The following is a 14,204-nucleotide window of genomic DNA, read 5'->3' as shown; positions in this document are numbered from 1 at the left end:
TCGTCGACCGCCTCATCGTCGATCACGGAAACCGTCAGGACTTGTCCGGCCTGGATGAGAAAATCCCCGATGTCGATTCTCAAGGAGCCCCTGGGTCGACCTTGGACGGCCCTGCCGACATGGGCGGGCCTCGCCCTGTTCACGCTGGCTTATCTCTTGTGCGCCGAGGTCGGCCACTTCCTATCGTTCCGGCCCGAGACGTTCGCCACCTTCTGGCCTGCGAGCGGGCTGCTGTTGGCGGTCCTGGTCGCGCGACCGTCGGGGACCTGGCCCGGCCTCCTGGCGGCTTCTCTCGCGGCGAACCTCACCTCCGATTTCTTGATCCACGGCAAGCCGCCCATCCTGGGCCTGGCCTTCTGGGCCGGGAATGCCGCCGCGGCCTGCGTTGGCGCGAGGCTTCTCCGACGTTTCACCGACTCCCCGTTCCGGTGCTCGTCGCCCCAGCAGGTGCTCGTGCTGACCGTCCTCTGCTCGCTGCTCAGCACGACGATCAGCGCCTCGGTCGGGACGGCGGCCCTGTCGCTGTCGGGGACGAGCAGCTTTTCTTGGCATTCCTGGAGGATGTGGTGGGAGGCGGACGCCCTGGGTATCCTCCTGATGGTCCCAGTCCTGCTCGTCCCCGGGACGGATTCGGGTGCGATCCGGGGCGGTCGGCTCCTGCGGCTCGTGGAGTACGGATTCGTCCTGGCCACGCTGTTGACGCTCGTCGGCTACTCGTTCGGGTGCGCCAGGCCGCCCGGCGAGGCGATCTGGCGGCTGCCGTACCTCTACACGGTCCCGTTCCTGCTCTGGAGCGGCCTACGCTTCGGGCAGCGAGCGGGGGCCTTCGCCGGCCTCCTGCTAGGCCTGCTCATTGCCTGGCACACGACCCGGGGACGCGGGCCTTTCTCCTGGATGACGAGCACCCACGCCGAACGCGCATTCCTGCTCCATATTTTCCTGTCCACGATCCAGGTCACGGTGCTGGTCCTCACGAGCGCCGTCGGCAGGCTCAAGGATACCCAGGCGCGACTCCGTGTGAGCGAGGCCTCGCATCGCTCGCTCGCGGTACTCCAGAAGGCGATCCTGGATGCCGCCAATTACAGTATCATCTCGACCGACGTCGACGGCACGATACGCACGTTCAACGCGGCCGCCGAGTGCTGGCTGGGATACCGGGCGGACGAGGTCGTCGGCCGGATGACGCCGGCCGTCATCCACGATCCCGTCGAGGTCGCGGCCCGGGCGGACGAGCTCTCGGGCGAGCTGTCGAGGCGAGTGGAGCCGGGCTTCGAGGTGTTCGTGACCTGGGCCCAACGGGGCGGGGCTGACGAGCGGGAATGGACCTACGTCCGCCGGGACGGCGGCCGGTTCCCGGTCCGGCTCTCGGTCACGGCCCTCCGCGACGCCGCCGGTCGGATCACCGGTTTCCTCGGGATCGGCTCCGACATCACCGCGGAGAAGGCGGCCCGAGACGAGCTGCGCCGGGCCCACGAGGAGTTGGAGTCACGGGTCGCGGAGCGCACCGGGGAACTGGCCCGGGCGAATGAGAGGCTCCGCGAGGGCGAGCTCACGCTCCGACAGTTGGCCAACGCCATGCCGCAGATCGTCTGGTCGGCCCGGCCAGACGGCTACGCCGACTACTACAATGACCGTTGGTACGAGTTCACCGGACTCGACCGCGGCGCGGGCGGCGATGAGAGCTGGACGCCGGTGCTCCACCCCGACGACCTCGAGCGCTGCGTCGCCAGCTGGTACCGATCCATCGCCACGGGCCGGCCCTACGAGGTCCAGTACCGCTTCGTCGACCGCAGGACCGGGCTCTACCGCTGGCACCTCGGCCGGGCCCTGCCGGTCCGCGACGACATGGGGCGGATCGTCCGGTGGTTCGGCACCAGCACCGACATCGACGACCTGAGGCGGGCCGAGGAAGATCGCACCTACCTGGCGACGATCGTCGAGACCTCGGCCGACGCGATCATCGGCAAGGGCCTCGACGGCGTCATCAAGTCTTGGAACGCCGGCGCCGAGCGGATCTTCGGCTACTCGGCCGCCGAGGCCGTAGGGCGGACGATCTTCTTCCTGATTCCGGAGGGTCGCGAACGGGAGGAGGAGGAGATCCTGGAGCGGCTCCGACGCGGCGAGCGGATCGAGGGTTTCGAGTCGGTGCATCGGACCAAGGACGGCCGGCTGATCGACGTCTCGTTGACGCTCTCGCCGGTCAAGGATCCGTCCGGCCGGGTCACGGGGATTTCCAAGATCGCCCGCGACATCACCGAGCGGAAGTCGGCCGAGGCGGCGATCCGCGAACTGAACGCCGACCTCGAGCGCCGCGTCGAGTCTCGGACGGCGGAGCTGGCGCGGGCCAAGGAGGCGGCCGAGGCCGCCAGCCGCTCCAAGGGCGAGTTCCTGGCCAACATGAGCCATGAGATCCGCACCCCCATGAACGGCATCCTCGGCATGACCGAGCTCCTGCTGGGCACCGCGCTCAAGGATCGCCAGCGCGAGTACCTCGGGCTCGTGAAGGCGTCGGGCGACTCGCTCCTGCAGGTGATCGACGACATCCTCGACTTCTCGAAGATCGAGGCCGGGAAGCTGACCCTGGCGCCGGCGCCGTTCTCGCTCCGGGACGCGGTCATGACCACCCTGCGGCCCCTCAACCTGCGGGCCCAGGAGAAGGGGCTCAAGCTAGCCTGTCGGTTCGACCCCGCGGTGCCCGACGCGGTCGTGGGAGACGCCGGGAGGCTGCGGCAGGTGCTGGTCAACCTGGTCGGCAATGCCATCAAGTTCACCCAGGCCGGCGAGGTGTTCCTCAACTTCGGGCTGGCACCGGGCTCGGGCGAATCCCTCCAGATCTTCTGCTCCGTGGCGGATACCGGCATCGGTGTCCCGCCCGAGAAGCGGGAGGCCATCTTCGCCCCTTTCGAGCAGGCCGACGGCTCGACCACGAGGCGCTTCGGGGGGACCGGGCTGGGCTTGACGATCTCTTCCCGGCTGGTGGAGCTGATGGGGGGGCGGATCGGGGTCGAGGAAAACCCCGGCGGCGGTTCGATCTTCCGATTCACGGTCCGCCTTGAACCGGACGGCGAACGCCGGACGCCCGGACCCGAGGCGGGGTCCGCGGACATCGCGGGAACTCGCGTGCTGGTCGTCGACGATCACGGCACCACCCGAATGATCCTGGAGGAGATACTGGGCCGCTGGGGCATCTCGGTCCGTTCGGTCGCGAGCGGTACGGAGGCCCTTGAGACGATGGACGCCGCCGAGCGGGCCGGCGAGCCTTTCCGGGTGGCGCTGCTCGACCGCATGATGCCGGCGATGGACGGGCTGGAACTGGCCGCACGACTCCGGGGCGACCCGCGATTCGCCGAGACCGGGATCCTGATCCTCTCCTCGGGCGGCGAACCGGACGACTCGGTCTCGATCCGCGACCTGCGGATCGACGGATTCCTGCTCAAGCCCGTGCATCCGTCCGAACTCCACGACGTCCTGACCCGGATCCTTGGCGGCTGGCCTCGGCCCGAGGGCGCTCGGGGCGAGACCGGCCACGTCGCCAAGACGACCGGTCGCCGGCTTCGTGTTCTCCTGGTCGAGGACCAGCCGGTCAACCGACTCCTGGCCACCCGGATGCTCGAGGAACTGGGCCAGGAGGTCACGGCCGTTCTCGACGGCCGCGCAGCCGTCACGGCGTGTCTCGAGGGGCGATTCGACGTCGTCCTGATGGATTTACAGATGCCAGAGGTGGACGGTTTCGAGGCCGTTGCCGCCATCCGCGTCCGCGAGGCCCAGTCCGGGGGACACACCCGGATCGTGGCCCTCACGGCCCACGCCATGAACGGGGACCGCGAACGTTGCCTGGAGAGCGGGTTCGACGACTACCTGTCCAAGCCGATCAGGCGCGACACACTCCGATCGGTCCTCGAGGGCCCGGCGCCCCCCGCGGCCGCCGGTTCCGGACCAGGGGCGGACCCCGTCGCTCGCCTGTACGCGAGATGCGAAGGCGACGGTGACTTCGCCAAGGAGCTCGCCTCCTGCTTCCTCGATTCGGCCCCGGCCATCATCGCCGACCTCGCGGAGGCGCTGGGCCGCGGCGATGCCATCGCCGCGGCCTTTGCGGCCCATACCCTGATCGGGACCTCGGCGACGGTCGGTTCCGACGACCTGGCCCACGCTTGCCTGACCGTCGAGGAGGCGGTTCGACGTGGCCGGCTCGACCTCGCGGCCGATGAGTGGCCGTCCGTCCGGGAGACCTCAAAGCGGCTCTTGACCGCCCTCGAACGGTTTTGTGGAGCGAGATATGAAGATTCTCATCGCCGAGGACGAGCCGACCGCGGCCCTATTCCTGCGACGGATCCTGCTCGGGATGGGGCATGATGTCTCCGTGGCCCGCAACGGCGAAGTCGCCCTCGACGCCTTGGGCTGCGGCGGGGTCGAGATCCTGATCTCCGACTGGATGATGCCCGGCGTCGATGGCCTGGGACTCTGCCGTCACATCCGGGCCGCCGCGGGCGGGCGCTACATCTACGTCATGCTCCTGACCTCGAGGACCGGCCGCGACGACCGCCTGAAGGGGCTCCGCGCCGGTGCCGACGACTTCCTGACCAAGCCCGTCGATCCCGACGAATTGGCCGTCCGCCTGGAGATCGCCGCCCGGATCCTCGGCGTCCACGAGGAGCTCGACCGCCGCAACGCGCAACTGGTCGAGCTTGCCACGACCGACCCGCTCACCGGTGTCAAGAATCGCCGACATCTCCAGGATGACCTGGATCGGCTGGCCAGCCGGACGTCTCGCCAGAATTCGCCGCTGTCCCTGGTAATGCTCGACATCGACCATTTCAAGCAGTACAACGACACCTTCGGGCACCCGGCCGGGGACGACGTCCTGGTCCGCGTCGGGGCGACCCTCCGCGAACTTATACGCGACCAGGGCGTCGCGGCCCGCTACGGCGGCGAGGAGTTCGTCGTCCTGCTGCCCGGGGCCGGCGCCGCCGAGGCGATGGCGTTCGCCGAGCGGCTGCGGCACGCCATCGAGTCCCATCCCTGGCCCAACCGGCCGGTGACGGCCAGCCTCGGCGTGGCGACCGTCACGCAACCCGCCCCGGGACTCACGGCCCTGCTCGACCGGGCCGATCGCGCCCTCTACGCGGCCAAGCGGGCCGGGCGCAATCGCGTCCTCCAGCACGACGACCTCGGAGACGGAGACGCGGTCCATCCGCTCCCTGCCCCAGCCACGCCCGAACCCGTCACCCGAGAATCGACGTCCAGAGCTGGCGGCCTCGGCGCCGCCGACGCCCTTCAAAAATCGCCGGGACGGCAAGTCGACCAGACCGACGACCGATGAACCGTTCGTGGGCGAATCGTGCCGGTTAGCTCCCAAATCTTCCTGTCACACGATCCGTCGTCAATTACGTTGTCGATTTTTAATATATAGACCTGTTTGTGTTTTGGGGCCGGCGAATCCTCCCCGGGGGGGACGATGGGAGAACCTCCGACCGGCGCATGCGACGCCCGGGAGGCCGTATTCTTCGATGTCGCAAGTGCTCAGGCCGACTCGGGGCAGGGGGGGGACGCAGGCGACTCGAAGACGATTGAGGACGATCCGGGCTTTTCCTCCGTCGGTGTGGCATCGCCCCCTCTCCTCACGTAAACTCGTCGGATCAATCCGGGGTCGTCGCGGACGAGATCTCGACGACCCCCCTCGGCGGAGAGAAGGTCGGCCGAACGGCCTTCGACGCCTCCCCCCTTGTGGTTCCAGAGAAAAGGTTATGACTGTATGACGCGAGTTGTGGCCCGTCCCGATCAGGTCGACCTGGACTCTCCCGGCCGGCGCGACTACTGGGTGGCGCTCGAGCACGACAGCATCTGGGGCGATCACCTGATCCCGCTGACGGTGTGGGTCGGGCCGGAGACGAAGGAGGGCGAGGGCCTCGTCGCGTTCGGCTCCAACCATGGGAACGAATACGAAGGCCCCGTGGCCCTCAAGCACCTGATCCGAGAGATCAAGCTCGAGGATGTGCGAGGGCGGATCATCCTCGTCCCCGTACTGAATCCGTCGGCGTTCCGCGCCGGCACGCGCGAGAGCCGGCCGGACGACAACGTCAACCTGAACCGGGCGTTCGTCGAGGGGGCAGGGGTGACCCCCGCGCTCGCCGGGATCACGCACAGGATCGCGGCCTTCGTCCGCCGGATGATCTGGCCTCGAGTTCATGTCGTGCTCGACCTGCACTCGGGGGGCGACGTCGCCCGGTTCGCGCTCTGCGCCAACTTCCACCCGGTAGACGACCCCGCGCTCGCCTCGAAGATCGAGGAAACCGCCCGCTGGTTCGGCACCCCTTGCCTGATGGTCTACCAGAACGTGACCCCGGGCCTCCTGCCGAGCGAGGCCGAGCGACTCGGGAAGATCACCGTGGGGACCGAGCTCGGTTGGGGACGCGCGGTGAACGTCGACGGCGTCCGCCACGGCCGCCACGGGGTGCTCGCGGCCTGCATCCATCAGGGGCAGCTCCGGGGGACCATCGAGCCGATCGCCTTTCACAAGGCGGGCACCCAGCGCAAGGTGGAGATGGTCGACCGCGACTGCTTCACCGTCGCCCCGTTCGACGGCCACTACGAGCCGATCCTGGAATGCGGCACGAGCGTCCGCAAAGGCGACGTCGTCGGCCTGCTCCACGACTTCGACCACATCGACATGGACCCCTGGCCCGCGGTGGCGGGGGTCGACGGGGTCGTCCTTGCCCAGGCGTGGGTCGCCCCGGTACCGCGAGGTCAGCACATCGTGGTCGTCGGACGCGAACTCGCATGATGACCTCCTCTTGGGAATTTGTCCCGAAACCCGTTCTTTTCTTGAAGGACGGGTTTCCGTGGGGGCCACCGCGACATCCCGCAAGGGGTTGTCGATATCGTACGCGTCAGAAACCCGGTTTTTAAGAATAGAACAGGTTTCGGGTATCGGGACAGGTACTAAGTGACTTCGAAGCGACCGGGGGATTCGCCGTGAACATCGTGGGAATCGACGTCTACCCGCTCACCGGGGCGACCGTGGACGGCGGGTGGCCGCAGGGGCACGAGCCGCAGGAAAATCTGCACACCTTGCTCCGCGTCCGGACCGACTCGGGCCTCGAGGGGTTCGGGAGCTGCTTCACCTCGGGCAAGCTCGTGGTGGGGGCGGTCGAGCTGCTCTGGCCTTTACTCCGGGGTGAATCGGGCGTCGAACCGGAGCGAGTTTCGGAGACGCTCCGGCAGTCCAGCTTCTGGCAAGGGCGCGGTGGTTCGGTCGAGCACGCGATCAGCGGCATCGACATCGCGCTCTGGGACCTGATGGGCAAGGCCTGTTCGCAGCCGGTCTCGCGCCTCCTGGGCGGCAACTACCGGCAGTCGATCAAGCCTTATGGCTCGATCCTCTTCGACGAGCCGGAGCCGCTCAAGCGCACCCTGGCGAGCGTGATCGAGCGAGGCTTCAAGGCCATCAAGCTCGGCTGGCGGCCGTTCGGCCGGCGCGATCGGAAGTTCGATGAGCTGATCGTGAGGACCGCCCGACAGGCGGTCGGCGACGGCATCGACCTGATGGTCGACGCCGGGGGGAGCGAGCAGTTCTGGCCGCACGGGACGAACTGGGCCCGCAACACGGCGAACATGCTCGCCGACTTCGGCATCGTCTGGTTCGAGGAGCCGCTCCCGCCGGACGACCTCGCCGGCTACGCCGAGCTGACCCGAGTCTCGCCGGTCCCGATCGCCGGGGGCGAGGTCCTCACCCGTCGGCAGGCGTTCCTGCCCTGGATCGAGGCGAGGGCGGTCGACATCCTCCAGCCCGACTGCACCAAGAACGGCGGGCTCACCGAGTCTCGCCGGATCGCGGCCGCCGCCGCCGACCACAACATCCAGGTCGTCCCCCACGGCTGGAACACCGCGATCGGGCTCGCGGCCGACTTGCAGTTCTCCGCCGCCATCCCGGTCGCCCGCTACGTCGAATACCTGAGCCCCTGCGCCTACATCGACGAGCTCATGGCCGAGCCGTTCGTCCTCGACGACCGGGGGATGCTCACGATCCCGACGCGCCCCGGACTCGGCGTCGAGATCGACCCAGGGAAGCTCAAGAGGTTCTGCCCGGAGCCGATCGTGTTTCCGTGATCGTTGATGCCCGAAAGGGGGGCCGGGTCGCCTCCGCCCCGCCTCGAGATCGAGCCTCGACGACCCCTCGGTCGAGGCGGTCGGCTGCGAAGGGACCCCCATCGATGACGGACGCCGACTTCGGGCAACGCCCCTCGACCGTCCGCTGGCAAGTCTTCGGCTTCGCCTGCGGCGCCTCGTTTCTCTTATATCTTCATCGCTATACCTGGAACATCGTCGGGCCGAAGCTCCAGGAGGAATACGGCTTCACCAACACCGAGGCCGGCTTCCTTTTCTCGCTCTTCTATTACACCTATGCCGCGGGGCAGATCCCCAGCGGCGTCGTCGCCGATCGGTACGGCCCCCACGCCTTCCTGAGCGTCATCATCGTGGCTTGGTCGTTGGCGATCACGACCATCGGCCAGGTCCGCAACCTGGCGCTGATCGGGGCCGCCCGCCTCCTGTTCGGCGCGGCCCAGGCGGGTTGCTACCCCGCGCTCTCGAAGGTCACCCGGAGCTGGTTCCCGGCCTCGCAGCGCACGGTGCTCCAGGGGTGGATCGCCACGACCTTCGGCCGTTGCGGCGGGGCCCTCTCCCCGATCGTGCTCGGGACGGTCCTGGTGGGCTGGTGCGGCCTGACCTGGCAGACGTCGCTCGTCCTGCTCGGGGTCGTCGGAGTGGCCTTCGGGGTCGCGTTCTGGAGGTTCTTCCGGAACTCCCCTGCCGAGCACCCCGGCGTGAACCCCCAGGAGCGTCAGATCATCGAGAAGGGGTCGGCTCCGATCGAGTCCACGTCCCGCGCCGTGCTGCCGGCCGGGCGTGCCTGGCGGAGCCGCAGTCTCCGGTTCTTCGTCGCCCAGCAATACCTCGACGCCGGGTCCGACGTCGCGTTCGTCTCGCTGATCGGGACGTATTTCCACCGCGCGCGGGGATTGGACATCGGCACGACGGGATTGCTGGCGAGCCTCCCGTTATGGGGAGGCGCCCTCGGCGGGATCGCCGGGGGGTGGCTCAACGACTGGTTCATCGCGAGGACCGGCAATCGGCGATGGTCGCGGAGCCTCGTGGGGTTCGTCGGCAAGGTCATCGGGTGCGCGCTGCTCGCCCTGGTCGTGCGACAGTCGGACGTCACCACCGCCGGCTTCGTCCTCTTCATGGCCAAGTTCTTCAGCGACTGGAGCCAGCCCACCACGTGGGGCTCTTGCACCGACCTCGGCGGCCGCTTCAGCGCCACCGTCTTCAGCATCATCAACACCGCCGGGACCCTGGGCGGCGTCGTCATGCCGATCATCTTCGGCAAGCTGCTCGACGCCTTCACCACCCGCCCGGAGGTCGCCGGGGCCGCGGCCACCACCGATTGGGGGCCGCTCTTCCTGCTCTTGGCCGGCATGTACCTGGGCAGCGCGGCGTGCTGGCTCATGATCGACTGCACCCGTTCGCTCGATGTCGAGGACGAGCCGGGCGGCGATCGAGAATGACCCTGCGGGAGGGGGACAGCGAAAACAGGCAATGCAGCCTCGACGATCGGCCCGTTGGACTGATTGGCCCTCTGCTTTGCATATCCTTTTGGGGCCGCTCTCGGTTCGCAGTTCGCCGGCCAATGCGGTATGTGGCCACCCACACAGCCATGCAGGTGCCGCTTGCCAAATCTCCTCGATTGGCGTAGCATCAAATTTGGTGCGAATTCAAAGCCAGAGGATTTCCCATGTTCGATGTAAACCGCGACATCAATTCACTCTCGAATTTCAAACGCAACACGTCCGAGTTCCTCGCCCAGCTCAAGGAAACCGGCCATCCCGTCGTCTTGACGATCAACGGCAAGGCCGAACTGGTCGTGCAGGACACCGCTTCCTACCAACGGCTGATCGAACTCGCCGAGAAGGCCGAGCGGATGGAATCGCTGCAAGCGTCGATTGAGGACATGCGGGCAGGCCGCCTCATCCCGGCCGAAGACATGCTGGCCGAAATGCGTTGCATCCTGGCTGAGAAGCAAGGCCAGTGATCTACCGCATCGTCGTCACCGCCAGGGCCAACGCCGACGCAATCGAGGCATTCCGCTGGAAGGCCGATAAGTCCGTCACCGTTGCCACGCGCTGGTATGCGGGTCTGCAGAAAGCGATCAACAAGCTGAGCACCTTTCCCGAGCGGCATCCCGTCGCGGCGGAGGAATCGGAGCGATTCGGCATCGTCCTTCGACAAATGATCTACGGCAAGAAGCCCGGCACGTTCCGCATCCTCTTTTCCATCAAAGAGAACATGGTCGTATTACATCATATCCGCCATGGCGCTCGGGGCCCGATCGAGCCCGAAGGGTCGAGTTAGCCAGTGTCAGTTTCGAGGCTCCCCGGGGCCATGAGGATTTTGCTGGGAACTGAAACGAGCAAAGACCGCCCTTCGGATCGTAAGTGACAGCGAGGACAAAGAGACAGCGAAGACAGACAATGCAGCCTTGACGATCGGCCCGTTTGACTGATTGGCCCTCTGCTTTGCAGCTCCTTTCTGGGGCCACTTCTCGCGGGATCGGTCAGTGAGAGGGCAGACCGCGCGTCAGGGCCCGTGTGCAAGTCGACCGCAAGACGCTCCAGGCGGGCCGGCCCGCTTCGTCGGCACGAGGCTTGTGCGGACGGATCCGCATGCCTCTCCGACTCTTGGGGCATGGCGGAGGCCCCGGCGATGGGCACGGCCAGGGCTAGCCCTCGAAACTCTGATTTGCGGCGGGGGGGCGATTCGTTATCCTGGACCGGGGAATGTGGGCCCGGTTCCTCGGAATCCGTGATGCGAATCCCAAAATCCCAATCCGTCTCGCGCCCGGTTATCGACGTTGATTCGGCGTGTTGGCCTTTTTGAACCCCCGCGTTCCCCATCGAGCACGGCCCGAGTTGTCTTCGAGTCGGTCCCGTCGTGCGTGGTCTGACTCGACCCGTTTGCATGTTCCTTCCCAAAATGGTGCCGGTCCCAGTATGGGTAAGATGTAAATGTTTTAAATTTGATCGACATGAAAATATCAAATAGTCAGAACAGTCAGATGGATTGCGGGGCAAGGGCTCGACCTCGGGCGGATTCCTTGGGGGCGATCATCGAGCATGCGGCCCACTTGCTGCCGGCGCAGGGTCCGATCGCCGTCTTCATCCACCACAACACGTTGCATGCCTTCGAAGATCTCCCGTTTCACGAAGGTGTGAAGAAGGGGGGACAGGTCTTCGGGTGTCACCCATATCAATCCGAAGATTTCTATCGCGACGCGCTGCGAAAGGGGCGGATCCGGTTCTCGGAGCTCCGGGAAGTCCTCGAACAGGACCTTGGCGAGGGGGCCGGGGCGGCGGTGCCCGCCTTCGAGAGCCGGCAGGAGCTGCGGCTGGCGATGCTCGAGTATCCGCTCTGGAACGGGCCGACGGAGGAGTTGCTCTGGTACGTCGCGCAGGTTAACGCGTTGCGCCGGTTGCGGCAGGAAGCCTCGTCCGCGGTCCGTGCCCGGATGATCGCGGAGACCCGGCGGTGGGTGATGAGGGACCTCCGCGAGGGGAATGGCTGGAGGCGACGGGCCTCGGCGGAGGGGATGTCGGACAGCCTCGTCGAGCTCCTCGGTCGATTCAACGCATCGACGATCGAGAGCTGGAGCGACGTCCAGTGGGAGGAGTTCACGCTCCAGGCCCTCTGGCGGGTCTGCTGCGACGGGGTCCGCGACCTGCCGCCGTTCACCCCGCCGCCGCTGCCCCCGACCCGGCATCGCGACCTGCTCTTGAAGGCGTCGGGGGCGGATGCCGACTCGCCCGTGCATGAGCTGCTGATCCGGTTCTGCGCCGCGTTCCTCGACCAGGGGTTCTCGCGCTGGCCGATGCCGAGGCGCGAGGAGGGGTTCTATCGGGCCTTCTGCGCGTCGTACCGACAGCCGCAAGGGCCGCCGGAGCGCTGGCGTCGCGGGCTCGCCCGCGAGCTCGGCCGGTTGCAGGATCGGGAGGTCGGCCCGCTCGAATCGATCCGGGAGTCGCTCGAGATCCTCGGCGTCGCCGAAACGGAGTGGGAACGCTTTCTCTCCGAGACCCTGCTGGCGCTGCGGGGGTGGGGCGGGATGATCCGCCAGTTGGAAGTCCGGAGCGACCAGGCGGTCCACCCGATCCCCGCCGGGAGTCTCGTCGAGTTCCTCGCGGTCCGGCTGATCCTCGACCGCTTCTCGCTGGCGGAGACGGCCGCCGAGGCGCTCGGATATACGGGGCCGCTCTCGGGCTTGCGCGACGCGGCCCGACGGAAGACCCGCGTGCCTTGGCCGCCGAGTGTCGAGCAGCGGGCGTTCCTCGTCTTCCAGCTCGCGCAGGTGGCGGGCCTCTCTCCCGACGTCCTCCGCCGCCTGGAGCGCCTCGAGTGGTCCGCGGTCGTCGAGGAGATCGAGGGCTTCTCGGGGCTCGAACGGCGGCGACTCTTCCACCTGGCTTACGAACGGCACTTCTGCACCCAGGCGCTCGACGCGATCGGCCTCCATGATCGCCGGGCGGAGAAACGCCCCCGCGCCCCCCAGTTCCAGCTCGTCTGCTGCATCGACGAGCGTGAGGAATCGTTCCGACGACACATGGAGGAGGTGGCGCCCGGGGTCGAGACGTTCGGCGTGGCCGGCTTCTTCGGCGTGGCGATGTATTACCGAGGGGCGGCCGACGCCCACTTCGTCCCGCTCTGCCCGGGGGTCATCCGGCCCGGGAGCTGGGTGGTCGAGGAGGTCGGCGACGAGCTGGGCCGGTCCCATCGGCGTCGGGCGCGGACCCGCAAGACGCTCGGGACCGCCTCGCACCGGTTCCACATCGGCAGCCGGAGCTTCGCCCTCGGGGCGCTCTTGACGGGGGCCGTCGGGGTCCTCGCCTCGTTCCCCCTGGTCGCCCGGATCCTCTTCCCCCGCCTGACCGCGAGGATCCGGCAGGTCCTCGGAGGGTTCGTCCAGGCCTCGCCGCATACGCATCTGCGACTCGAACGGTCCGAGGCCGAGCCGGGGCCGGCGAACGGGGCGCTCGGGTTCACGATCGCGGAGATGGTCGACATCGGCCGGCGGGTGCTCGAGGACATCGGGCTGACCTCCGGGTTCGCCCGGCTCGTGGTGCTGCTCGGCCACGGCTCGAACAGCCAGAACAACCCCCACAACTCGGCCTACAACTGCGGCGCCTGCGGCGGTGCGGCCGGCGGGCCGAACGCCCGGGCCCTCGTGCAGATCCTGAACGACCCCAGGGTCCGCGAACACCTGGCCAGCCGGGGGGTCGTCGTGCCGGAAGGGACGGTCTTCGTCGGCGGGCTCCACAATACCTGCGCCGAGTCGGTGACCTTCTACGACCTCTCGAGGATCCCGAGCTCCCACCGCGACGAGTTCGAGGCGGCCCGCAAGGCGGTGGAGTCGGCCTGCGACCGCAACGCCCACGAGCGGAGCCGGCGCTTCATGTCGGCCCCCCTGACGCTCTCGTTCGCGGCCGCCCGACGGCACGTCGAGGAGCGGTCCGAGGACCTGGCGCAGACCCGGCCTGAGCTCGGCCACGCGACGAATGCCATCACCATCGTCGGACGTCGGGAGTGGTCCCGCGGCCTGTTCCTCGACCGCCGGGCGTTCCTCACGTCGTACGACCCGACCCGGGATGGCGAGGGGGCGCCGGTCCTGACGAGGATCCTCCAGGCGGTGATCCCCGTCTGCGCCGGCATCAACCTCGAGTATTATTTCTCCAACGTCGACAACGTCGGCTTCGGGGCCGGCACGAAGCTGCCGCACAACCTCTCGGCGCTCCTCGGCGTCATGGACGGGGCGTCGAGCGACCTTCGGACCGGGCTCCCCTGGCAGATGGTCGAGATCCACGAGCCCGTCCGGTCCCTCTTCGTCGTCGAGACGACCCCGGCGGTCCTGCTCGGGATCATGGAGCGGGACGAGGCCATCGGCCGGCTCTGCCGGAACGAGTGGATCCTGCTCTCCGTCCTCGACCCGGAGACCCGCGCGATCCACGTCTTCCGGGACGGAGAGTTCCGCCCCTACCGGCCGCGGGCCTCCGTCCTTCCCCGGGCGTCTTCGTCGTTCGACTGGTATCGCGGCTGGCGGGACCATCTGGAATTCGCGGAGATCGGGCCGTGACGCCGAATGCTCCCCTCGGTTGGGAAGG

8 protein-coding genes are annotated in these 14,204 nt (G+C 67.8%); all 8 read left to right on the top strand.

Features of this window, described 5'->3' with window-relative positions; all coding sequences use genetic code 11:
- Positions 1-69 precede the first annotated feature (69 nt).
- The 8 genes from ACYOEI_RS25160 (at position 70) to ACYOEI_RS25125 (ending at position 14,176) form a co-directional block, all read left to right on the top strand.
- On the top strand, positions 70-4,353 hold the full coding sequence (locus tag ACYOEI_RS25160) for a PAS domain S-box protein (RefSeq protein ID WP_462852387.1): 4,284 nt from the start codon (positions 70-72) through the stop codon (positions 4,351-4,353).
- Positions 4,277-5,320 carry a GGDEF domain-containing protein gene (locus tag ACYOEI_RS25155; protein WP_462852386.1) on the top strand — a complete coding sequence of 348 codons (1,044 nt, stop codon included), beginning with the start codon at positions 4,277-4,279 and terminating at the stop codon, positions 5,318-5,320. The genes ACYOEI_RS25160 and ACYOEI_RS25155 overlap by 77 nt, the downstream gene beginning before the upstream one ends.
- A 432-nt stretch (positions 5,321-5,752) precedes the next feature.
- On the top strand, positions 5,753-6,781 hold the full coding sequence (locus ACYOEI_RS25150) for a succinylglutamate desuccinylase/aspartoacylase family protein (RefSeq protein ID WP_462852385.1): 1,029 nt from the start codon (positions 5,753-5,755) through the stop codon (positions 6,779-6,781).
- Between the two features lie 191 nt (positions 6,782-6,972).
- Positions 6,973-8,106, top strand: a complete 1,134-nt coding sequence (locus ACYOEI_RS25145; RefSeq protein WP_462852384.1) for a mandelate racemase/muconate lactonizing enzyme family protein — start codon at positions 6,973-6,975, stop codon at positions 8,104-8,106.
- A 104-nt stretch (positions 8,107-8,210) separates the two neighbouring features.
- The gene (locus ACYOEI_RS25140; protein WP_462852383.1) at positions 8,211-9,563 is read left to right on the top strand and encodes an MFS transporter; all 1,353 of its coding nucleotides are present in this window, start codon (positions 8,211-8,213) and stop codon (positions 9,561-9,563) included.
- A 227-nt stretch (positions 9,564-9,790) separates the two neighbouring features.
- Positions 9,791-10,087 carry a type II toxin-antitoxin system Phd/YefM family antitoxin gene (locus tag ACYOEI_RS25135; protein WP_462852382.1) on the top strand — a complete coding sequence of 99 codons (297 nt, stop codon included), beginning with the start codon at positions 9,791-9,793 and terminating at the stop codon, positions 10,085-10,087.
- Positions 10,084-10,407, top strand: coding sequence for a type II toxin-antitoxin system RelE/ParE family toxin (locus ACYOEI_RS25130; RefSeq protein ID WP_462852381.1), 324 nt, complete (start codon positions 10,084-10,086; stop codon positions 10,405-10,407). Before ACYOEI_RS25135 ends, ACYOEI_RS25130 begins: the two co-directional genes overlap by 4 nt.
- 742 nt (positions 10,408-11,149) lie before the next feature.
- Positions 11,150-14,176, top strand: a complete 3,027-nt coding sequence (locus ACYOEI_RS25125) for a DUF2309 domain-containing protein (protein WP_462852380.1) — start codon at positions 11,150-11,152, stop codon at positions 14,174-14,176.
- The last annotated feature ends 28 nt before the right edge of the window (positions 14,177-14,204 follow it).

The sequence above is a fragment of the Singulisphaera rosea genome, from assembly GCF_054877945.1.
The sequence above is the reverse complement of the archived record's forward strand: the minus strand, read 5'-3'. Positions and strand labels throughout refer to the sequence as shown.